This window comes from Mesorhizobium sp. J428 (genome assembly GCF_024699925.1).
Taxonomy (GTDB): domain Bacteria; phylum Pseudomonadota; class Alphaproteobacteria; order Rhizobiales; family Rhizobiaceae; genus Mesorhizobium_A.
Genome location: NZ_JAJOMX010000001.1, coordinates 3210740 through 3232735, shown reverse-complemented (window position 1 = coordinate 3232735; position 21996 = coordinate 3210740). Strand labels below are relative to the sequence as shown.

The 21996-nt window shown below is 66.2% G+C and carries 21 protein-coding genes and 2 pseudogenes; 15 read left to right on the top strand and 8 right to left on the bottom strand.

The window, feature by feature from the left end:
* Positions 1-2 precede the first annotated feature (2 nt).
* Positions 3-998: a zinc ABC transporter substrate-binding protein AztC gene (aztC, locus tag LRS09_RS16320; protein WP_257807866.1), complete on the top strand. Its 996-nt coding sequence runs from the start codon at positions 3-5 to the stop codon at positions 996-998.
* A 28-nt stretch (positions 999-1026) separates the two neighbouring features.
* Here aztC and LRS09_RS16315 read toward each other — a convergent pair whose 3' ends face one another.
* The 5 genes and pseudogenes from LRS09_RS16315 to LRS09_RS16295 form a co-directional block, all read right to left on the bottom strand.
* Entirely contained in the window at positions 1027-2067 is a 1041-nt protein-coding gene (locus LRS09_RS16315) for a sulfate/molybdate ABC transporter ATP-binding protein (RefSeq protein WP_257807865.1), read from the bottom strand.
* Between the two features lie 4 nt (positions 2068-2071).
* Positions 2072-2980 (bottom strand): sulfate ABC transporter permease subunit CysW, encoded by a 909-nt coding sequence (gene cysW, locus LRS09_RS16310; protein WP_257807864.1) that lies wholly within the window; start codon positions 2978-2980, stop codon positions 2072-2074.
* Positions 2973-3810, bottom strand: a pseudogene (gene cysT, locus LRS09_RS16305) (sulfate ABC transporter permease subunit CysT). Before cysT ends, cysW begins: the two are co-directional and overlap by 8 nt.
* An 83-nt stretch (positions 3811-3893) precedes the next feature.
* Positions 3894-4913 carry a sulfate ABC transporter substrate-binding protein gene (locus LRS09_RS16300; protein WP_308240310.1) on the bottom strand — a complete coding sequence of 340 codons (1020 nt, stop codon included), beginning with the start codon at positions 4911-4913 and terminating at the stop codon, positions 3894-3896.
* A 203-nt stretch (positions 4914-5116) separates the two neighbouring features.
* Positions 5117-5905 carry a DeoR/GlpR family DNA-binding transcription regulator gene (locus LRS09_RS16295; protein WP_257810218.1) on the bottom strand — a complete coding sequence of 263 codons (789 nt, stop codon included), beginning with the start codon at positions 5903-5905 and terminating at the stop codon, positions 5117-5119.
* Positions 5906-6117: 212 nt separating this feature from the next.
* On the opposite strand from LRS09_RS16295, the gene LRS09_RS16290 reads away from it, so the two are divergent.
* The 8 genes and pseudogenes from LRS09_RS16290 to LRS09_RS16255 all read left to right on the top strand — a co-directional run bounded on the left by LRS09_RS16290 (position 6118) and on the right by LRS09_RS16255 (position 14530).
* Positions 6118-7086: an ABC transporter substrate-binding protein gene (locus tag LRS09_RS16290; protein ID WP_257807863.1), complete on the top strand. Its 969-nt coding sequence runs from the start codon at positions 6118-6120 to the stop codon at positions 7084-7086.
* A 334-nt stretch (positions 7087-7420) separates the two neighbouring features.
* Positions 7421-8422: a glycine betaine/L-proline ABC transporter ATP-binding protein gene (locus tag LRS09_RS16285; protein ID WP_257807862.1), complete on the top strand. Its 1002-nt coding sequence runs from the start codon at positions 7421-7423 to the stop codon at positions 8420-8422.
* A gap of 178 nt (positions 8423-8600) precedes the next feature.
* Positions 8601-10238, top strand: a pseudogene (locus LRS09_RS30355) (ABC transporter permease subunit); the annotation flags it as partial.
* A gap of 85 nt (positions 10239-10323) precedes the next feature.
* Positions 10324-10632, top strand: coding sequence for an ABC transporter permease subunit (locus LRS09_RS16275; RefSeq protein WP_257810217.1), 309 nt, complete (start codon positions 10324-10326; stop codon positions 10630-10632).
* Positions 10632-11519 (top strand): choline/ethanolamine kinase family protein, encoded by an 888-nt coding sequence (locus LRS09_RS16270; RefSeq protein ID WP_257810216.1) that lies wholly within the window; start codon positions 10632-10634, stop codon positions 11517-11519. Before LRS09_RS16275 ends, LRS09_RS16270 begins: the two co-directional genes overlap by 1 nt.
* Positions 11516-13969, top strand: coding sequence for an FAD-dependent oxidoreductase (locus LRS09_RS16265; protein ID WP_257807861.1), 2454 nt, complete (start codon positions 11516-11518; stop codon positions 13967-13969). Before LRS09_RS16270 ends, LRS09_RS16265 begins: the two co-directional genes overlap by 4 nt.
* A gap of 85 nt (positions 13970-14054) precedes the next feature.
* Positions 14055-14246, top strand: coding sequence for a type II toxin-antitoxin system HicA family toxin (locus LRS09_RS16260; RefSeq protein WP_257810215.1), 192 nt, complete (start codon positions 14055-14057; stop codon positions 14244-14246).
* Positions 14231-14530: a type II toxin-antitoxin system HicB family antitoxin gene (locus LRS09_RS16255; protein ID WP_257807860.1), complete on the top strand. Its 300-nt coding sequence runs from the start codon at positions 14231-14233 to the stop codon at positions 14528-14530. Before LRS09_RS16260 ends, LRS09_RS16255 begins: the two co-directional genes overlap by 16 nt.
* Before the next feature lie 17 nt (positions 14531-14547).
* Here LRS09_RS16255 and LRS09_RS16250 read toward each other — a convergent pair whose 3' ends face one another.
* Positions 14548-15180: a class I SAM-dependent methyltransferase gene (locus tag LRS09_RS16250; protein WP_257807859.1), complete on the bottom strand. Its 633-nt coding sequence runs from the start codon at positions 15178-15180 to the stop codon at positions 14548-14550.
* Positions 15181-15468: 288 nt separating this feature from the next.
* Between LRS09_RS16250 and LRS09_RS16245 the strand changes: the two genes are divergently transcribed.
* The 5 genes from LRS09_RS16245 (at position 15469) to truA (ending at position 19222) form a co-directional block, all read left to right on the top strand.
* Positions 15469-15951, top strand: a complete 483-nt coding sequence (locus tag LRS09_RS16245) for a hypothetical protein (RefSeq protein ID WP_257807858.1) — start codon at positions 15469-15471, stop codon at positions 15949-15951.
* A 98-nt stretch (positions 15952-16049) separates the two neighbouring features.
* Positions 16050-16958, top strand: coding sequence for a phosphotransferase family protein (locus LRS09_RS16240; RefSeq protein WP_257807857.1), 909 nt, complete (start codon positions 16050-16052; stop codon positions 16956-16958).
* A 71-nt stretch (positions 16959-17029) separates the two neighbouring features.
* A complete protein-coding gene (gene fmt / locus LRS09_RS16235) occupies positions 17030-17965 on the top strand; it encodes a methionyl-tRNA formyltransferase (protein WP_257807856.1) in 936 nt (311 codons plus the stop codon).
* Positions 17965-18465, top strand: a complete 501-nt coding sequence (locus tag LRS09_RS16230) for an N-acetyltransferase (RefSeq protein WP_308240356.1) — start codon at positions 17965-17967, stop codon at positions 18463-18465. The genes fmt and LRS09_RS16230 overlap by 1 nt, the downstream gene beginning before the upstream one ends.
* A gap of 1 nt (position 18466) precedes the next feature.
* Positions 18467-19222, top strand: coding sequence for a tRNA pseudouridine(38-40) synthase TruA (gene truA / locus LRS09_RS16225; protein WP_257807853.1), 756 nt, complete (start codon positions 18467-18469; stop codon positions 19220-19222).
* Here the strand turns inward: truA and LRS09_RS16220 are convergent.
* Together LRS09_RS16220 and dapE are read right to left on the bottom strand one after the other, a co-directional pair.
* The gene (locus tag LRS09_RS16220) at positions 19204-19806 is read right to left on the bottom strand and encodes a transporter (RefSeq protein WP_257807852.1); all 603 of its coding nucleotides are present in this window, start codon (positions 19804-19806) and stop codon (positions 19204-19206) included. The genes truA and LRS09_RS16220 overlap by 19 nt on opposite strands.
* 1 nt (position 19807) lies before the next feature.
* Positions 19808-20995: a succinyl-diaminopimelate desuccinylase gene (gene dapE, locus LRS09_RS16215; RefSeq protein WP_257807851.1), complete on the bottom strand. Its 1188-nt coding sequence runs from the start codon at positions 20993-20995 to the stop codon at positions 19808-19810.
* A gap of 143 nt (positions 20996-21138) precedes the next feature.
* Here dapE and LRS09_RS16210 point away from each other — a divergent pair, with 143 nt between their 5' ends.
* Positions 21139-21909, top strand: a complete 771-nt coding sequence (locus LRS09_RS16210) for a GGDEF domain-containing protein (protein ID WP_257807850.1) — start codon at positions 21139-21141, stop codon at positions 21907-21909.
* The last annotated feature ends 87 nt before the right edge of the window (positions 21910-21996 follow it).

Here is a 21996-nt window from a genome sequence, read left to right as displayed (position 1 = left end):
CCATGAGAACATCCCTCGCTTCGATCCTTCTGGCTGCGACCGCGCTGACCACCCTTCCCGCAGGTGCACAGGCGGAGCCGCTGAAGGTCGTCGCGACCTTCTCGATCATCGGCGACATGGCCAAGCAGGTCGGCGGCGACCGGATCGACCTTTCAGTCCTCGTCGGACCCAACGGCGACGCGCATGTCTATGAACCGAAGCCGCAGGACGCCGCCCGCATCGGCGATGCGCAAGTCGTGCTCGCCAACGGCCTCAAGTTCGAGGGCTTCATCAACCGCGTCGTCGAGGCCAGCGGCACCAAGGCTCCCATCGTCGAGCTCACCAAGGGCGTAACGCCTATCCCCACCGCGGAGGATGAGCACGGCCACGAAGAGGCGGGGCATGACGATGACAAGCATGCCGAGGGCGAGCACGCGCACGAAGGCGAGGAACATGCGGAGGCCGGGCATGAGGCCCATGACCACGGCGCCTTCGACCCGCACGCCTTCCAGTCGATCCCCAATGCGATGATCTACGTCGCTAACATCGCCGACGCCTTCTGCGCTGCGGACGCCGCCGGCTGCGACAGCTACAATGCGAACGCCGCCGCCTACACCGAGACGCTCAAGGCGCTCGACGCCGAGCTGCGGGCCGACGTGGCCGCGATCCCGGCCGAGAAGCGCGCGATCATCACCTCGCACGATGCCTTCGGCTATTTCGCCAAGGAATACGGCATCACCTTCCTCGCGCCGGAGGGTGTCTCGACCGAGGCCGAGGCCTCCGCGGCCGACGTGGCGAAGCTGATCGACCAGGTGAAGGACGACAAGGCCGCGGCGGTGTTTGTAGAGAACATCACCAATCCGCGCCTGATCGAGCAGATCGCCAAGGAAACCGGCCTGAAGGTGGGCGGCGCGCTCTATTCCGACGCGCTGTCGCCGCCGGACGGGCCAGCGGCGACCTATGTCGACATGATGCGCTACAACATCCGCACCATTGCCGGCGCCGTCACGGGAAGCTGAGCGCGCGCACTGAGCTGAGCGCTGTCCGTCACCGCTTCGGATAGACCGCCCATTTGCGCGGGCGGAAGGCGATCCGGCTCTTCGAGGCGGCGGGGTGGTCGAGCGGGATCTCGATCTCGACCCGCTCGGCGCGGCCGCCGACCTCCAGCTCGACGCGCCGCGTTCCCGCGACGCGGCGGCTGGCGGCCAGCGTGCCGGCGATGCAGCCGCCGCAGCCGTCCAGAAGGTCGATGTCATGCGGGCGGAAATAGAGCGTCGCCTCGCCGTCTGGCACATCCTTCGCCGTCAGTCCCACCGTTCGGTCGTCCAGCCACACTTCGCCGGCCTCGATACGCACCGGGAGCGCGCTGGAATCGCCGATGAAGCCGTAGACGAAGGGCGAGTTCGGCCGGTCGTAGACATCGTCGGCCGAACCGACCTGCTCGATCTTGCCCTGGCTCATCACCACCACCCGGTCGGCAAGTTCCAGCGCCTCCTCCTGGTCGTGCGTGACGAAGACGGTGGTGTGGCCGGTCGCGTCGTGGATCTCGCGCAGCCAGCGGCGCAGCTCGCGGCGCACCTGCGCGTCCAGCGCGCCGAACGGCTCGTCTAGCAGCAGCACCTTCGGCTCGATGGCCAGCGCGCGCGCCAACGCCACGCGCTGGCGCTGGCCGCCGGAAAGCTGGCTCGGATAGCGTTTCTCGAGACCGGACAGTTGCACGAGGTCGAGCAGCTCGCTCGCGCGGCGGCGGATTTCCGACGTGGCGGGACGTGTCGCACCCGGCCTTACCTGCAGGCCGAAGCCGATGTTGTCGGCCACCGTCATGTGCCGGAACAGCGCGTAGTGCTGGAACACGAAGCCGACATTGCGCTCCTGCACCGACTTGAACGAGGCGTCCTCGTCGCCGAAGAGGATGTTGCCCTCGGTCGGGAAGTCGAGCCCGGCGATCAGCCTGAGCAACGTCGTCTTGCCCGAACCGGACGGTCCGAGCAGCGCGATCAGCTCGCCGGAGCGGATGTCGAGGGACACGTCGTGCAGCGCCGGGAAGCGGTCGAACTCCTTGCGGACGTTCCTGATGCTGAGTTCCATTGCCTCAATGCCCTCTTCCGGTTGCCGCAAGCTGGTCGCCATAGCGCCATTCCAGCCACGATTTGACGACCAGCGTCACCAGCGCAAGGCTCGCCAGCACGGCGGCCAGGCTGAAGGCGGACACCTGCGCCAAAGACCTGAATTCCTGATAGTAAAGTTCGATCTGCAGCGGCATGGTCACGGTCTCGCCCCTCAGCTTGCCTGAGATGACCGCGACGGCGCCGAATTCGCCCATGGCGCGCGCATTGCACAGCAGCACGCCATAGAGCAGCGCCCATTTCACGTTGGGCAGCGTGACGCGCCAGAAGGTCTGCCAGCCGGAGGCGCCCAGCGACAGCGCTGCCTCCTCGTCGCCTGTCCCTTGGTCCTGCATCAGCGGAATCAGCTCGCGCGCAACGAACGGGAAGGTGACGAAGATGGTGGCGAGCACCACGCCGGGCACTGCGAAGATGATGCGCAGGTCGTAATTCTGCAGGAACCACGCGCCGATGGGTGTGAACGGCCCGAGCATGAGCACGTAGACCAGTCCCGCGACGACCGGCGAGACCGAGAACGGCAGGTCGATCAGCGAGATGAGCAGCGCCCGGCCGCGGAAGCGGTATTTCGCGATTGCCCAGGCAGCGGCGATGCCAAACACGACATTCATCGGCACTGCGACCGCGGCCACCAGCAGGGTCAACAGGATCGCATTAATCGCATCCTGGTCGCCGAAGGTCGCGAGCGCCGTGCCGAAGCCGAGGCTGAGCGCCTGGATGAAGACGGTGAGGAGGGGCAGGACAAGAAAGAAGCCGAGAACCACGATCGCCGCGGCGATCAGCAGGTACCTGACCCAAGGCGCCTCGGTCACCGGCGAGTGCCCTTGCCGGCCGGACCGCGCGGGGGCGTGCGACGTCGCGACTGTCACGTCAGCCATTGCCGAACCTCCGGTAGCTCCAGGCTTGAAGGAAGTTGATCAGCAGGAGGATCACGAACGACACGCTCAGCATCACCGCGGCAATTGCGGCGGCGGCCGAATATTCGCGCTCCTCCAGCCGGAAGACGATGAGCAGCGGCAGGATCTCGGTTTGCCGCGGAATGTTGCCGGCGATGAAGATCACCGAACCGTATTCGCCCACCGCGCGCGCGAATGCCAGGGCAAAGCCGGTCAGGATCGCCGGGATCAACGGCGGCAGCACGACGCGCAGGATTGTGGTCCGCCTCGGCGCCCCCAGCGTTGCGGCAGCCTCCTCGACCTCGCGGCTCAGATCCTCCAGCACCGGCTGCACCGTGCGCACGACGAAGGGCAGGCCGATGAAGACCAGCGCGATCCAGATGCCCACTGGCGTGTAGGCGATCGAGATGTCGTAGGGCGCGAACAAGCGGCCGACCCAGCCCTGCGGCACGTAGAGCGCGGTGAGCGCGATGCCGGCCACCGCGGTCGGAAGCGCGAAGGGAAGATCGATGACGGCGTCAAGGACGCGCCGGCCGAAGAACTTGCCTTACCAGAACCCAGGCCACCATCACGCCGATGACGACGTTGAACAGGGCCGCGAGCAGCGAGGCGCCGAAGCTCAGCTTCATGGCCGCCAGGAAGCGCGGGCCGGTGATGATGCGCTGGAAGGCGGGCCAGTCGAGCTCGAATGCCTTGACGTAGAGTCCAACGATCGGAATGAGAACGATCAGCAGCAGATAGAGAATGGTGAACGAAAAAGTCAGGCGGAAGCCGGGGATGATACTCGGCTCCCGAAAACGTAAGTGCGCCATTGGCCCGCCTTGATCCGTTACAAACTTGCAGGGTGTGAGGGACGATCCCTCACACCCTGCGATATTGATGCGATGACTGTAGATCAGTCTTTGGAATAGATCTTATCGAAAATTCCGCCATCGCCGAAGTGCTCAGGCTGAGCCTTGGCCCACCCCCCGAACACATCGCCGATCTTCACCAGCTTCACCTCCGGAAAGGCCTTCAGGTCGGCGGGGTCGACATTTTCCGGATGGAGCGGGCGATAGAAATTCCTGGCGAAGATTTTCTGCGACTCGGGGCTGTAGAGCTCGTCGAGGAAGGCCTTGGCGATCTCGCGGGTGCCATTGGCGTCGACATTCTTGTCGACGATCGCCACCTTCACCTCGGCGAGGATCGAGACCGACGGCACGACGATCTCGTATTCGCCCGCGCCGAACTCCTTGAGCGACAGCAGCGCCTCATTCTCCCAGGCGATCAGCACGTCGCCGACCTTGTTCTGGACGAAGGTGTTGGTCGAGCCGCGGGCGCCGGTGTCGAGCACGGGCACGTTCTTGTAGATCGCTGCGACGAAGTCCTGCGCCTTCTGCTGGTCGCCGCCCGTCTGTTCGAGCTCGTAGGCCCAGGCCGCGAGATAGTTCCAGCGTGCGCCACCCGAAGTCTTCGGGTTCGGCGTGATGACCTGCACGCCCGGCTTGACCAGGTCGTTCCAGTCCTTGATGCCCTTCGGGTTGCCGGCGCGGACCAGGAAAACGATCGTCGAGGTGTAGGGCGAGGATTCGGCGGGGAACTCGCTCTGCCAGCCCGGCTCGATGAGGCCAGCCTTCTCGATGCCGAGGATGTCGCCTTCGAGCGGGAAGGTCACGACGTCGGCCGGCAGACCCTCGACCACCGCGCGGACCTGCGCGCCGGAGCCGCCGTGGCTGTTGGAGACCTGGACCGTTCGGCCGGTCTTTTCCTTCCAGACCTTGGCGAAGTGCTCGGAATATTCGCGATAGAGCTCACGCGTCGGATCGTAGGAAACGTTGTTCAGCGTGTCCTGGGCGAAGGCGAAACCCATACCCCCGAACTGGACCGAGCCAGCGAGAACGGCCGAGAAAAGCACGGATCTTCGGGTAAACAGCATGTCGACCTCCATCAAAGTGACGTGCTATACCCTATCGAATTAGTAGGAATTAAAAATAGCAACTCATCCTAAAAATTTCTCCATATGTAGAATGATGTTTTGATTTTCGGGTGGAGAACGGATTCAGATGTCGATTCCGCACCCGTTGCAGCGCCTTCTCAGGGCAAGGTCGGCGAATCCGGAAGATACCGACGAAACGCAGCCTAGTTGCGTTCGACCGCCTCCGCGACATCAACCCGCGCCACTTCGAGCAGCGCCCCGCTGGCCGCCAGCGCGTCGGCGATATCTGCGGGCGGAAGCAGATCGGTGACAAGTGCGGACACCGCGTCGAAGGTGCAGATGCGCACCAGGCCGCGCCGGCCGAACTTGGAGTGATCGGTGACAGCAAGCCGGCGGCTGCCGCAGGCGAGCACCGTGCGGGCGAACTCGGATTCCTCGAGGTCGTAGTCCATCAGCCCCTCGGCATCGACGGCGCCGACCGAGATCACCGCATGGTCGACCGAGAAACGGCTGATGAACTCGATCGCCGAGACCCCGAACGCCGCACCGGAATCGCTCCTCAGTTCGCCGCCGGCCATGTAGACCTTGTTGCCGTTCACGGTAGCGAGCGTGCGGGCGATGTCGGAGGAGTTGGTCACGACGGTCAGCCTGCGGTGGCCGAGCAGTTCGCGGGCAAGGAAGCTGGTCGTGGTACCGGTGTCGAGCATGATCGACTCGCCGTCGGCGATGGTGGCGGCCACGTGGCGCGCGATCGCGCGCTTGGCGGCGGCATTCTCGCGCATGCGCCGTTCGAACGGCGCCTCGCCGCCGAGCCCGGCCAGCCCGACCGCGCCATGCATGCGCACCACTGACCCGTCGTCGCTGAGCGGCTTCACGTCGCGCCGCACCGTCTCCAGCGAGACCCCGAGCCGCGCGGCAAGGTCGGAGATCGAGACCGCATCTCCCTCGCGCAGCATACGCAGGATCTCGGCGTGGCGTTTCGACAGGACCATTGTGGACATGACAGACCCATCTGCCCGTTTTGGCGGCATTTCTGACCGCTCTTGCCCGCTTTGTGATGAATTGCGGTCATGAAGCCATAAAACACCACATGCATCGTTGACAAGCCGGCTGCCGCTGCGTGAGATTGACGGACCGATACAAGACCTCCTGCGGGGTTGTCCCGACCGGAGGCGGGGCGAACACTTGGACAGGAGTTTCGGACATGATTGCCACAGGTCACGGACTTAAATCGGCCTGCGCGGGACTGGCACTTGCCGCCGCGCTCACCTTCAGCGGCCCGGTCGTCGCGCAGGAATCCACGGACCCGATCAAACTCACGCTGCACGACTGGACCGGCCAGCTGATCACCACCGAGCTGATGGGCGAGGTGTTGAAGAAGGCCGGCTACAGCGTCGAATACGTCCAGGCCGACTATCTCGCGCAGTTCGCGGGGCTCGAGGCGGGCGACCTGCATGTGGCGATGGAGATGTGGGAGACGACCGGCCGCGACGCCATGGATGCGGCCACCGCCACCGGCAAGGTCGAAAACTTCGGTCCCACCGGCATGAAGGCCAAGGAAGAATGGTGGTTCCCCGAATATATGAAGGAGAAGTGTCCCGGTCTGCCCAACTGGGAAGCCCTGAAGGACGAGAAATGCGCCGAGATATTCTCCACTGCTGAAACCGCACCGAAGGGACGTTACCTCGGCGGCCCGGTCACCTGGGGCGGCTTCGACGACGAGCGCGTTGCGGCCCTCGGCCTGCCCTTCGAGGTGATCCATGCCGGCACCGACGCGGCGCTCTTCGCCGAGCTGGAGAGCGCCTACCAGCGGCAGGCGCCGATCCTGCTCTGGATCTACGCGCCGCACTGGGCGCCGGCCAAATACAAGGGCGAATGGATCGAATTCCCCGAATACACCAAGGAATGTTACACCGACCCGAAATGGGGCTCGAACCCGGACGCGCTCTACGATTGCGGCAAGCCCTTTGGCGAGATCTGGAAGGTCGGCTGGGCCGGCGTGAAGGACAAGTGGCCAGGCGCCTACAAGGCGATCAAGGCCTTCACCATCGACAATGACGAGATGGGCAAGATGATCACCGCCGTCGATCTCGACGGCAAGAAAGTCGCCGACGTCGCCGCCGAATGGATCGCGGCGAACGAGGCGCGCTGGTCGGAGTGGATCAAGAAGTAGCGAATAATTTCCCCGACCAGGATCGCTAAGCCGTGCTCCTCCGCGCCCCCCTCTGTCCTGCCGGACATCCGGCCGGGTGCCCGCTGCCTCCGGCAGCGACCCGGCGTTCGCTGACCTTTCATCGTGCCACCGGCACGATGAATTCGCTCCGCGAACCGTTCGCTCACCCCCCACAAGGGAACCGCGCGCCAATCTCCCCCCTTGTGGGGGGTGAGGAGCGGTCCGCGCAGCGGACGAAAAGCCAACGATTTGGCTTTTCGAGTGACGAACGCCCGGAGCGTAAGCGGAGGGCGGCCGGCAGGCCAGAGGGGGGTTCTGCGCCTCGCCGCGCCGCATGACCGCCAAGCTCTCCTGCCGCCATGTCTGGAAACTGTTCGGCGAGGGCGCCAGGTCGTTCATCGCCGCCAATCCCTCGCCCGATGCCGGCCTGCTCGCCGCCAACGATCTCGTCGGCGCGGTGCGCGACGTCAATCTCGACGTGGCCGAGGGCGAGATCTTCGTCATCATGGGCCTGTCCGGCTCGGGCAAGTCGACGCTGGTGCGCTGCCTCTCGCGCCTGATCGAGCCGACGGCAGGCGAAATCCTGTTCAACGGCGAGAACCTGCTCGCCGCCGACGAGAAGCGGATGATCGAGATCCGCCGTCATCAGATGGGGATGGTGTTCCAGCACTTCGCGCTCCTGCCTCATCTGAGCGTGCTGGACAATGTCGCCTTCCCGCTGTCGATCCAGGGCGTCGCGCGCGACAGGCGCGAGGCGCGTGCCCGCGAGATGATCGACCTCGTCGGCCTCACCGGCCGCGAGGCCTCCTTCCCGCGCCAGCTCTCGGGCGGCCAGCAGCAGCGCGTCGGCATTGCGCGTTCGCTAGCGGTCGAGCCGGAACTGTGGTTCCTCGACGAGCCGTTCTCCGCACTTGACCCGCTGATCCGCCGCGAGATGCAGGACGAGTTCATGCGGCTGCAGTCGAAGCTCAAGAAGACGATCGTCTTCATCACGCACGACTTCGACGAGGCGATCCGGCTGGCCGACCGCATCGCAATCATGAAGGACGGCGAGATCGTCCAGACCGGCACGCCGGAAGACCTCGTGCTCAACCCCGCCACTGACTACGTGCGCGAGTTCACCCGCGACGTGGCGAAAGCCAAGGTGGTGGCCGTCGGCTCGCTGATGAAGCCGGGCACTGCTGAAGGCCGCCCCCGCGTCGCGGCCGGCACGCGGATCGCGGAAGCGGCGCGGCTGTTCTCGGACGGCGAGACGCTGGAAGTGACCGACGCCGCCGGCACCCCCGTCGGCCGGCTCGAACGGCGCGACGTCGCCGAACTGATGCTGAGGGGGTAAGGGTGGCGACGCTCCGGACCCCCCTCTGTCCTGCCGGACATCTCCCCCTCAAGGGGGGAGATTGGCAGTTCGAACGGCTCCGCCAAATTTCTGGCTTCGACGATTTGCGAAGGTCATCGTGCCAGCCGATCTCCCCCCTTGAGGGGGAGATGTCCGGCAGGACAGAGGGGGGTCTCTGATGACCACCTCGATCATTCGACCAACCGGCTCACCGTTTGCCCCGCGCATGTCCAAGGGCAGCATCTCCGTGCCCTGGCTGATCGCGCTCGCCGTCTTCACGATACTCTGGCTGGCACCGGTGCCTGCCTGGATCGACGTTTATCCCAAGGCTTGGGAAATCCCCGCCGCCCGCTGGATTTCCGACGCGATGAAATGGTTGGTCAATGACGCCAGCTTCGGCCTGTTCACCTTCACCGACTTCACCCGCTTCCTCGCCTCCCTCATCGAGGCGCCCTACCGCCTCGCGCTCAGCCTGCTGGCCACCGGCTTCCTGTCCGGCCAGGGATCGAGCGCGGTGCAGATTGCGCCGCCGCTGTCGTGGATCGCGGTGATCGGCATCGTAGCGCTGATGGGCCACGCGGCCGGCGGGCGGCCGCTCGCGATGCTGGCCGCCGCCTGCTTCGGCTTCATCCTCGTCTTCGGCCAGTGGCAGAGCGCCATGGCCACGCTCGCTTCGGTGCTGGTCGCCGTGCCGATCGGCGTCGCGGGCGGGCTGCTGCTCGGCATCGCTGCCTACCGGTATCCGCGCTTCGAGCGGGCGCTGACGCCCGTGCTCGACATGATGCAGACCATCCCGGCCTTCGCCTATCTGGTGCCGATCCTGTTCCTGTTCGGCTTCGGCCCGACGGCCGCGATCGTCGCGACCGTCATCTACGCGCTGCCGCCGATGGCGCGCATCACGGCACTGTCGCTTCGCCAGGTGGCACCCGAAATCCGCGACCTCGGCCGCATGGTCGGCGCGACGCGGCGGCAGATGACGTGGCGGGTTCTCGTGCCCTCGGCGCGCGACAGCCTTATGGTCGGCGTCAACCAGGTGATCATGCTCTCGCTCAACATGGTCATCATCGCCTCGATGATCGGTGCTGGCGGCCTAGGTTTCGACGTGCTCGCCGCACTTCGCCGCCTCGACATCGGCGCGGGGCTCGTCGCCGGCCTCGCCATCGTGGCGCTCGCCGTCGCGCTCGACCGGCTGAGCCAGGCCTTCGCGCAGCGCGACGTCGCCGCCCCGCGGCCGGATGCCTCGCTGCCCGCTCGCTATCCGCACATCGCGGCCGCGCTCGCATTGGTCGTCGCGACCTATGCGCTCGGCATGGTCCTGCCCTTCGTCCGCCGATGGCCCGAGGCGTGGGAGATCTCCACAGGCGCACTCCTCTCCGAGGCCGTGAAGTGGATCAACGTCAACTTCTTCGACACGTTCGAGGCGGTGAAGAACGCCGTGCTGCTCAACGTGCTCGTCCCCTTCAAGCGCTTCCTCTCCGACCTGCCCTGGCTCGGCGTGACCGGGCTTCTCGCCGTCGCCGGCTACCTGCTCGGCGGCGTCCGCCTGATGGCGACGGTGGCGGTCCTCGCCTTCCTGATCGCCGCGACCGGCCAGTGGGAAAAGGCGGCGATCACCGTCTACCTCTGCGGCGTCTCGGTGCTCTTCGCCGCGCTGATCGGCATCCCGGTGGGCATGTTATGCGCGGAGAACGAGCGCCTCTGGCGCGTCGTATCGCTCGTCATCGACACGCTGCAGACGCTGCCCTCCTTCGTCTACCTGATGCCGGTCGTGATGCTGTTCCGGGTCGGCGACTTCTCCGCCATGCTCGCGGTCGTCGCCTATGCTGTCGTGCCGGCGATCCGCTACACGGTCCTCGGTCTGAGACGTGTCGATTCTGCGCGTGGTCGAGGCCGGCCGGGCGATGGGCGCGACCCGCGGCCAGATCCTGACGCGCATCCGGCTGAAGCTGGCGCTGCCCGAGATCATGCTCGGCATCAACCAGACGATCATGTTCGCGCTGTCGATGCTGGTCATCACTGCGCTGGTCGGCACGCGCGACCTCGGCCAGGAGGTCTACATCGCGCTGACCAAGGCCGACACCGGCCGCGGCCTCATCGCGGGCCTCGCGGTCGCCGCGATCGCGATCATCGCCGACCGGCTGATCTCGGCCGGCGCGGCCAGAACGAGAGCGAGGCTCGGCCTCGCCGGCATGGGAGGAAGTGCATCTTGATGGAAATGAACGCCCGCATCTGGGTGCTGCCGATCTGGTCCGGTCCCGTCGACCCGAAGCCGCTGAAGGGCGGGCTGTCGAACAAGAGCTACACGGTCGAGGACGCGGGCCGCAAATATGTCGTGCGCTTCGGCCAGGACTATCCGTTCCATCACGTCTTCCGCACCCGCGAGATCATGACCGCGCGCGCCGCGCATGCCAGCGGCTTCGCGCCGGAAGTGGTCTACACCGGTCCGGGCGTGATGGTCTCGCGCTTCGTCGACGGCAAGACCTACGCGCCGGCCGATGTCACCGACAATATCGATCGCGTCGCCGACATCGTGCGGCGTTTCCATGTCGAGATGCCGCGCCAGATCAGCGGCGCCGGCTTCGCCTTCCTCGTCTTTCACGTCATCCGCGACTACGCCCGCTCGCTGCGCGCGGGCGGGAGCCGTATGAGCGACCGGCTGCCGGCCTTCCTCCAACTCGCCGCCGACCTCGAGAAGACACAGCCGCCGCTGCCGATCATCTTCGGCCACAACGACTTCCTGCCCGCCAACATCCTCGACGACGGCGAGCGGCTGTGGCTGATCGATTTCGAATATGCCGGCTTCACCACCGCCATGTTCGACCTCGCCGGCCTCGCCTCCAATGCCGGCTTCGACGAGGAACAATCCAGCGAATTGCTGGCACGCTATTTCGGCGACATGCCCTCGCCCGAACTGGTGCGGGCGCATGCCGCGATGCAGTGCGCTTCGCTGCTGCGCGAATCCATGTGGTCGATGGTGTCGGAACTGCATCTCGACGCACCGGGCGTCGACTACGAGGCCTACACGGAAGAGAACCTGCAGCGCCTCGACGCCGCGCTCGACCGCTACCAGTCCCGTTTCGGAAGCCTCACGCCATGACGCTGCCCTCGCACGCCCAGATCGTCGTCATCGGCGGCGGCATCATCGGCTGCTCGACCGCCTACCACCTCGCACGCGACCACAAGGCCGACGTCGTGCTCCTGGAGATGGGGCAGATCACCTCCGGCTCGACCTGGCACGCGGCAGGCCTCGTCGGCCAGCTCCGTTCCTCCGCCTCGATCACACGGGTGCTGAAATATTCGGTAGAGCTCTACAAGGGGCTGGAGGCCGAGACGGGGCTCGCCACCGGCTGGAAGATGACCGGCTGCCTGCGGCTCGCCACCAACCAGGACCGCTGGACCGAATTCCGCCGCACCGCCACCACGGCAAAGAGCTTCGGCATGGAGATGCATCTGCTCTCGCCTGCCGAGACGAAACAGATGTTCCCCCTGATGGACGTCTCCGACCTCGTCGGCGCGTCCTGGCTGCCGACAGACGGGCAGGCAAGCCCGTCCGACATCACCCAGTCGCTCGCCAAAGGTGCGCGCATGCACGGCGCAAAGCTGTTCGAGAATGTGCGTGTCACCGGCTTCGAGATGCAGGGCCGCCGGATCGTCGCGGTGAAGACCGACAAGGGCGACATCGCCTGCGACAAGGTCGTCAACTGCGCCGGCCAGTGGGCGCGGCAGGTCGGCGCGCTGGCCGGCATCGACGTTCCGCTGCAGCCGGTGAAGCATCAGTACGTCATCACCGAGAAGATACCGGGCCTTTCCACGGATGCACCGACCATCCGTGATCCCGACCGGCGCACCTACTTCAAGGAGGAGGTCGGTGGGCTGGTCTTCGGCGGCTATGAGCCGAATCCGCAGCCGTGGACGCCAAATACTCCCAATGGCGACGTGCCGAACGACTGGCAGTTCCGCCTGTTCGACGACGACTACGACCATTTCGAACAGCACATGACCCAGGCGATCGAGCGCATCCCGGCGCTCGCCGAGGTCGGCGTGAAGCAGATGGTCAACGGGCCGGAGAGTTTCACGCCCGATGGCAACTTCATCCTGGGTGCTGCGCCCGAATGTGCCAACATGTTCGTCGGCGCCGGTTTCAACGCCTTCGGCATCGCCTCGGGCGGCGGCGCGGGCTGGGTGCTGGCGCAGTGGACGGTCGACGGCGAGGCGCCTCTCGATCTGTGGGTGGTCGACATCCGCCGCTTCTCGAAGCTGCACCGCGACCGCGACTGGGTGCGCGACCGCACGCTGGAAGCCTATGGCAAGCACTACACCATAGCCTATCCGCACGAGGAATATGAGAGCGGGCGGCCCTACATCGTCTCGCCGCTCTACGAGCGGCTCAAGGCCCATCGCGCTGTCTTCGGCTCCAAGCTCGGCTGGGAGCGGCCGAACTGGTTCGCTCCGTCGGTGGTCGCGGCGGAAGACGTCTATTCGATGGGCCGGCAGAACTGGTTCGGCCCGGTCGGCGACGAGCACCGGCTGGTGCGCGAGAAGGTCGGCATCTTCGACCAGTCCTCCTTCGCCAAATACGAGCTTGCCGGAGCGGACGCGCAGAAGGCGCTGGACTGGATCTGCGCCAACGACGTGTCGAAGCCGGTCGGCCGGCTCACCTACACGCAGCTTCTCAACTCGCGCGGCGGCATCGAGGCCGACCTCACCGTGGCGCGGCTCGCCGAGGACCGCTTCTACATCGTCACCGGCACAGGCTTCCGCACCCACGACCTCGCCTGGATAGGCGACCACCTGCCGGACAGCGCCGATGCGCAACTGACCGACGTGACGGAGCAGTTCGGGCCCCTGTCGCTGATGGGGCCGCGCGCGCGCGAAGTGCTGGCCGCTGTCACCGACGCCGACGTCTCCAACGAGGCCTTCCCGTTCGGCCATGTCAGGGAAATCTCGATCGCCGGCGCAACGGTGCGCGCGCTGCGCGTCACCTATGTCGGCGAGCTCGGCTGGGAGCTCCACGTACCGATCGAGGCGACCGGGGTTGTGTTCGACGCGCTGATGAAAGTGGGAGAACGCCACGGCATCCGCCCCGTCGGCTACCGCGCGCTGGAATCGCTGCGGCTGGAAAAGGGCTACCGCGCCTGGGGCTCGGACATCACGCCTAACGACACGCCGTTCGAGGCAGGCCTCGGCTGGGCGGTGAAGCTGCGCAAGAACACCGACTTCTCCGGCCGCCGCGCGCTGGAGGCCGTCGCCGGCCAGCCGCTGAAGAAGCGTCTCGCCTGTTTCACCGTCGACGACCCAACCGTCGTGCTCCTAGGCCGCGAAACGATCCTGCGCGACGGCCAGCCGGTCGGCTACCTCACCTCCGGCGGCTTCGGCTACACGGTGGAGAAAAACATCGGCTACGGCTACGTGCGAAACGCGGACGGTGTGAGCGACGACTTCCTCGCCTCGGGAACATACGAATTGGTCGTAGCGATGGATACGGTGCCGGCGACGCTGCACATGGAGCCGCTCTACGATCCGAAGGCGGAAAGGGTGAAGGGATAGAGCGCGTGGCGCCAAAGCGGATCTGGCGAAAGGCGGAGAGGCGTTCAGATACCGATGGCCAGGTTGGGTCGGGGGAGACGTGTTGATGCTGCGTGACAGCCGCGATATCATCAAACGCCTGAGGGCGGACGGCTTCGAACTCGTTTCGGTGCGCGGTTCGCACCACAAGTTCCGGCACGCGGACGGGCGCACGGTCATCGTCACCCATCCGCGCAGGGACATTCCGCTCGGAACCTTACGGTCGATCGACGAAGGGGCAAAATGGCCCAGGGATTGAAGATGACATCGCATTACATCGCCCTGATCCACAAGGAACCCGGGAGCGGATATGGCGTATCGTTCCCCGACCTTATAGGCGTCACCACCGTCGCGGATACATTAGACGATGCATTGCGTGAAGCATCGGTGGCACTGGCCTTCGCGCTCGAGGATTGGCAGGGCGCAGCGCCGCGCCCGCGTAGCCTCGACGTTCTTCGCACAGATCCCGCGTTCTTGGACTGGTCAACTGATGCAGTGGTTGCAGCAGTCAGCCCGACCGGTTCGATGAACGAGGCCGCGTAAGTGCCGCCGGCCGATTCCTAGGAGCGTCTCAAGACCACCGCCCGGCTCGGAATGGTCCCAACCTCTCCCGGCATCGAGACATAGGGCTCCGTCTCCTCGACGCGCTTGACCAGGCTTTGCGCTTCGAGTTCGGCGATACGCGCCGCGAACCCGCCCTCCCACAGCGTGTTCTTCACCGTCAGCACGATCGCCCCGCCCGGCCGGCAGATGCGGATCAGTTCGTCCAGCCCCTCCGCGCCGACATGGCCCGTAGTGAAGACGCCCGCCGAGACAATGCCGGCGAAATGGCCGTCGGCGAAAGGCAGCGGGCCGCCGAGCGCCAGATTGTGCAGCCGCGCATAGGCGCCCTTCGCCTTCGCCCGTTCGAGCATGCCGGTGGAGAGGTCGAGACCTTCGATTTCGGGATAGCCGACGATGCCCAGCCATTCGCCGACCAGCCCGGTGCCGCAGCCGGCGTCGAGCACCGGCGTCGCACCGCGCGGCAGGTGGCGCGCGAGAAGCGCAAGCGCGATCGAGGGGTGGCGGTAGCCCGCTGCCGCCATCTCCGCGTCATAGGTGTCGGCCCAGCGGTCGTACAGCGCCGCCACCTCTGCCGGCGCCTTCGCGCCATAGACCTGACCGAGCGCACCTTCGTGATGTCCGTCGGCCATTGCATGTCCTCATGTCTCGCGTCCGCAGCATACTCCATACCCGCCATGGCCGGGCAAGTGCGGCAGTTCGCTCGGCTCGGAAATATCCGCTCGGGGATATTTCAGACGTTTCTTCCCGGACAGAGCCACAAAGAAGTTGACCAGCATAGGAAGACTTGGTTCTGAATAAAAAACCTCTGCCACAAAAGAACGTCTCGACACGGTGACACTTCCACACGATTATTGACGCTACGGAAGTTGGCTTTCGATACAAACCCGACGCATTCTCGCCCAAACGGAGACCATCACATGTCCATCGGCCGCAAGTCCCTTCTTGCCAGTGTCGTCCTGGCAACCGCGCTCACCGGCGCCGGCGAGGCCTACGCGGCCAAGCTGTTCAAGGGCATCGTCGTCATCACCGCTCGCACGAATACTGGCCTCTGCATGGCGGAATACGATATCTCCGAATCGTTCGTCGTCGAATACCTCGCCAATGTCGGCGCGGAGACGACGCCCGAGCGTCTCTCGATCATGAGCACGAACGGGTCGCTGCTGCTTTCCAACGCCGATGCCACGCCGACGCTGCGCGGCGCAGGCCAGGTCAGCGTCGCGGGAAACATCTTCGCGCGCCCTGTCGCCATTCCGTCGATCAACACGCAATTCTCGATCTCGGCGGTGGCCGCCACGACGGTGACGGTGACGATGTCGGGCACCGCCAACAGCCTCGGCATCCCGGGCTGCAACGTCACCATCCGAGGTGCGCTCACCTATCTCCCGCCCGGCGGCTACTAATCGCGCACGCTCCCGTTTGACCGGGATGAACCGCCGCCCCCTTGTCCAAAGGGGGCGGTGTTGATCTATGGTTTGCGCATGATCAGCCGGGCCGCATCATGACCGAAGACCTCGCCGACGTACGCGCCGTCATCGCTTCCATTCCCGTTCTCGCCGGCTACACCGGCCCGCTGCAACGCATGGGCGGGCTGACCAACCGGGTCTATCGGGCCGGCGAGGTCTGCCTGCGCATTCCCGGCAAGGGCACCGAGGAATATATTAGCCGCGCCAACGAGGCGGTTGCCGCGCGCGAGGCGGCGCGGGCCGGCGTGTCGCCGCAGGTGCTGCACTTCGACGACGCCACCGGCGTGATGGCGACGCGCTTTCTCGCCGACGCCGTGACGATGTCGCCGGAAGAGTTCCGCGCGCGTCCCGGCAGCCCCGCGCGCGCCGGCGAGGCCTTCCGCAGGCTTCACACCTCAGGCGCGGTGTTCCCGTTCCGCTTCGAACTGTTCGCGATGATCGACGACTACCTGAAGATCCTCTCGACCAAGGACGTCGACTTGCCCGCCGGCTATCACGACGTGGTGCGCGAGGCGGACGAGACGGTGCGCGCAGCGCTCGCGGCGCATCCGCTGCCGATCGTCGCCTGCCACTGCGATCCGCTCTGCGAGAACTTCCTCGACACCGGCGAACGCATGTGGATCGTCGACTGGGAATATTCCGGCATGAATGATCCGATGTGGGACCTCGGCGACCTCTCCGTCGAAGGCGGCTTCGACGCGGCACAGGAGAACGAGATGCTGCGCGCCTATTTCGGCGGCGAGCCGTCTGCCGGCGACCGCGGCCGCGTCGTCATCTACAAGGCGATGTGCGATCTCCTGTGGACGCTATGGGGCCTGATCCAGCTCGCCAACGGCAATCCCGCCGACGACTTCCGCGCCTATGCCGACAACCGCTTCGCCCGCTGCCGGGCGCTGATGGAAACGCCGGACTTCGCCCGTCACGTCGCCGCGGTCAGGGGCTGACCGCCCGGACGGGTTGACCTTCGCACGCCGAGGCTGTTGATGCGGCGGCAACGAGGTGAACGAAGGCCGCGATGACGCTCCGACTGATCTTCATGGGCACGCCGGATTTCTCCGTGCCGACGCTGCGCGCGCTGCATACGGCGGGGCACGAGATCGCCGCCGTCTACTCACAACCACCCCGCCCCGCCGGCCGGCGCGGGCTGGAGCTGACCCCCTCGCCCGTCCACCGCGTGGCCTCGGAGCTCGGGATCGACGTGCGCACGCCCGTTTCGCTGAAGGGCGAAGCCGAGCAGCAGGCGTTCGCCGCGCTCGGCGCGGATGCTGCGATCGTCGTCGCCTACGGCCTGCTCCTGCCGCAGCCGATCCTCGACGGGACGCGGCTCGGATGTTTCAACGGTCATGCCTCGCTCCTGCCGCGCTGGCGCGGTGCCGCGCCGATCCAGCGCGCGATCATGGCGGGCGATGCCGAAACAGGCATGATGGTGATGAAGATGGACGTGGGTCTCGACACCGGCCCGGTCGCGCTTACCGCTCGTGTCGCGATCGGCTCCGACATGACCGGCGGCGAGTTGCACGACCGCCTGAGCGAGGCGGGCGCGGCGCTGATGGTCGAGGCGATGGAAAAGCTCGAACGCGGCGAGCTTTCGCTTACGCCGCAGCCCGTCGAAGGCGTCACCTATGCGAAAAAGATCGACAAGTCGGAAGCCCGCATCGACTGGGCGCGGCCGGCGCGCGAGGTGCACGATACGATCCGGGCGCTGTCGCCCGCTCCCGGCGCCTGGTGTGAGGTTTCCGTCAACGGCAAAGCGGAGCGGCTGAAGGTGCTGCGCACCACGCTGTCGGACGGCTCGGGACGGCCCGGTGAGGTGCTGGACGATGACCTCGCCATTGCCTGCGGCGACGGCGCGGTGCGCCTCGTCGAGGTGCAACGCGCCGGCGGCAGGCCGATGACGGCGCGGGACTTTCTGCGCGGTGTCCGCCTTGCCCAAGGAGACCGCCTGTCATGATCCGCGGCCTCGTCATCCGCCCGGCGGAAGCCCGCGACCGCGCGGCGATACGGGAGCTCGTGACGGAAGCGTTCGGCCAACCGGCGGAGGCGGGTCTGGTCGACGCCCTCGTCGCCGACAATGACGTTGTTCTCGAACTCGTCGCGACGCATGAGGGCGAGATCGTCGGGCATGTCCTGTTCTCGCGGCTCTTCGTCGAGGACGAAGCGGGCCGCTTCGCCGCCGTCGCGCTCGCCCCGATCGCGGTCCAGCCGCGGCGGCAGAAGACCAGGGTCGGCTCAACCCTCATCGAGAACGCGCATATGCTGCTGAAGGACCGCGGCGAAACGCTCTCGATCGTGCTCGGCGATCCCGCTTATTACGGCCGCTTTGGCTATGCGCATGATCGCGCGGCTGGTTTCGCGAGCGACTACCAGTGCGAGGCGCTGCAGGCGCTCGCCTTGGGCGAGGCCCCGGCGATCGGCAGGCTCGTCTACGCTCCTGCCTTTTCTGGACTCTGAGATGCCCCGCTACCGCCTCGACATCGAATATGACGGCAGCGCCTTTGCCGGCTGGCAGCGGCAGGCCGGCCAGCGCTCGGTGCAGGAGGCGATCGAGGACGCGATCAAGGCGTTTTCGGGCGACGAGGTCTCGATCCGCGGCGCCGGGCGCACCGATGCGGGCGTGCATGCCGCCGGGCAGGTGGCGCATGTCGACCTCGCCAGGGACTGGCCGGCGGACCGGGTGCGCGACGCGCTCAACGCGCATCTCGGCCTCGCCGACGACGCCGTCGCAATCCTGGCCGCGCGCAAGATCGGCGATGATTTCGACGCCCGCTTCTCGGCGACCGCCCGGCACTACATCTACCGGATCGTCAACCGCCGGGCGCGGCTGGCGCTGGAGGCAAAGCGCGCCTGGTGGGTGCCGAAGCGGCTCGACGCAGCAGCCATGCACGAGGCCGCGCAGCACCTCGTCGGCAGGCACGACTTCACCACCTTCCGCTCGGCGCACTGCCAGGCGAACAGCCCGCTGCGCACGCTCGACCGGCTGGACGTCACGCGCGACGGCGACCTGATCGAAATCCGCGCCTCGGCGCGGTCCTTCCTGCACAATCAGGTCCGCTCGATGACCGGCACGCTCAAGCGCGTCGGCGAAGGCGGCTGGACCCCGCTGGACGTGAAGGAGGCGCTGAAGGCGGCCGACCGTTCGCGCTGCGGGCCCGTCGCGCCGCCGGACGGGCTCTATCTCGTCAAGGTCGACTATCCGGCCGAGAGTTGAGCCCCGTCGAGGCCGAACAGCCTCTGGAGGAAGAAAATCAGGAACAGTCCGGCGAAGACCACGCCGAAGAAGACGGCGCTCGCGACTGCGGCTCCCTTCGCCAGGACCGCGTTCGTCAACCGCCAGGTCAGCACCAGCGCGACGATGAAGACGATCAGCGAGACGGTATCGTTGAGCTCGCTGGCTGCCGGACTGAAGAGATTCAGCAGCGTCGCCGGCAGCATCAGCCAGGCCAGCAGCGCCGACGCCCAGTTGCTCGCCACGACGAAATGCGGGTAGCGGTCGAGGATCCCGATCGGCCGCGCGATCACGCCGAGGCACAGCAGCGGCAGCACCCAGGCGGTGACGTCGATGACGGCCAGCCGCAGCAGGATCGACAGGCGGCTTCCCAGTCCATAGCCCGCGAGGTCGAGCGCCAAGGCCGCCCAGCCCACCCCCAGCGCAGGGATCGCCACGACGATCGCGTAGAACGAATTCCAGAATCCGTCGGCCGACACGTCGAGCGCGCGCACGCCGTCCGGCTTTCCCATCATCAGCCGCCAGGCGCCGGCGAAATAGGTCTGTATCTCTTCGCCGCTCGGCATGTCAGGCGAACCAGTCCGCAAGGAAGCGCTCGTAGATGCGCGTCAGCATTTCGAGATCGTCGAGCGGCACGCGCTCGTCCACCATGTGCATCGTCTTGCCGACGAGGCCGAACTCCACCACCGGACAATAGTCCTTTATGAAGCGCGCATCGGACGTGCCGCCCGAAGTCGAGAGCGCGGGATACCTCCCGGTCACCGCCTCGATCGAGCCGCTCAAAGTGCGGATGAGCTTGTCGTTGCTGGTCAGGAACACCGGGCTCGGCCGGTCGCGCCATACGAGCTCGTAGTCGACCGGCTCGGTCTTGCCGGGTCTGAGCTTCGACTTGCGCGCGGCGCTATCGAGGCGGTTATGGACCTCGGCCTGGATCGTCTCGGCGCTCCAGCTGTCGTTGAAGCGGATGTTGAACGAGGCCGTCGCCTTGCCGGGGATGACGTTCGCCGCCGGATTGCCGACGTCGATCGTCGTCACTTCGAGATTGGTCGGCTGGAAATCGGCCGTTCCCTTGTCGAAAACGGGATGCAGCAGCGCCTCGACCAGCGGAACGAGGCCGCGCACCGGATTGTCGGCAAGGTGCGGATAGGCGACATGACCCTGCACGCCGCGCACGACGATCGTGCCGGAGATCGAGCCGCGCCGGCCGATCTTTATCGCGTCGCCCAGCCGCTCGGGATTGGTCGGCTCGCCGACGATGGATGCATCCCAGGTCTCGCCCTTGGCCGCCGCCCATTCGAGCAGCTTCGACGTGCCGTTGATCGACGGCCCCTCCTCGTCGCCGGTGATGAGAAGCGAGACCGATCCCTTCGGCGCGCCGCGCGCCGCGACATGGCGGGCAAGGGCCGCCACGAAACAGGCGATGCCGCCCTTCATGTCGACGGCGCCGCGGCCATACATCTCGCCATTGGCGATCTCGGCCGCGAAGGGCGGGTGCGTCCAGGCCTGCTCGTCGCCAGGCGGCACCACGTCGGTATGGCCGGCGAACATCAAATGCGGGCCGTTGCCGGAGAGCCGGGCATAGAGGTTCTCGACATCGGGCGTGTCCTGCTCGGTGAAAACCGGTCGCTCGACCGAGAAGCCCAACGGCGCAAGCATCCCGGCAAGCGCGGTCAGCGCCCCGCCTTCGACCGGTGTGACCGAGGGGCAGCGGATCAGGGCAGCGAGGTTGGCGGCGGGATCGGTAGGCAAGCTCATTGCACGAGCGTTAGTCCAAAGGGCGGTGTCTGTCACGATGCCAGCGACAGGTTGCAATGGCTCAGCACCGCTGCCAAAGGAATACCTTTATCATGCCTTAACCGGGGCATGAGAGAGTCGAACCAAGTGGGAGTTGAACGGAAATGCGCTTCGATCGCCTGGACCTGTCCGTGCGCGGCAAGGCGCGGGTCTATCTCGGCACGATCTTCGGGACGCTGTTCTGCATCGCAGCCGCCTTCGCGATCGATTCCTATTCGTTCGAGACCGGAACGTGGCAGCTGGGCGAAAAGCCGCTCAACAACTTCATCATCCCGCTGGTGGTGGCGCCGCCGATCTTCTACTTCTTGCTCAGCAAGCTGCGCGAGCTGTCCATCGCCCATCACGAGCTGATGAATGTCGCGGCGACCGACCCCCTCACCTCCTGCCTGAACCGCCGCGCCTTCACGGCGCTGGTGGACGGCTATCTTGAGCGGGTCGAGAAACAGCAGGATCTCGGCAGCGGCGCGTTCCTCGTCGTGGACGTCGACCACTTCAAGACGGTCAACGACAATTACGGCCATGAATTCGGCGACGAGGCGCTGAAGCTGATCGCGGTCACGATCAAGTCCTCCGTGCGGGAGATCGACCTCGTCGGCCGCCTCGGCGGCGAGGAGTTCGGCGTCTTCCTTCCCAGCCTCGACGCCGCCCGCACCGTGATCGTCGCGGATCGCATCCGCGCGGCCGTCGGTTCGCTCCCCTTCAGCCCGCGTGGTCGCCCGCACCGGCTGTCGATCAGCATCGGCGGAACCACCTTCGACCGACGCGCGACCTTCGCCGACCTCTACCGAAGCGCGGACGAACGCCTTTACGTGGCGAAGAATGCGGGCCGGGACCGCGTCGACATCACTCCCTACGGAACCGGCGCGGCCGCCTGACCGCTCCGCACCGGATGCGTTGATAGCCGGACACGTTCTGGATATCATCCATGACGTGAAGGCGAAGACCGAGGCGGCGCGAAGGCT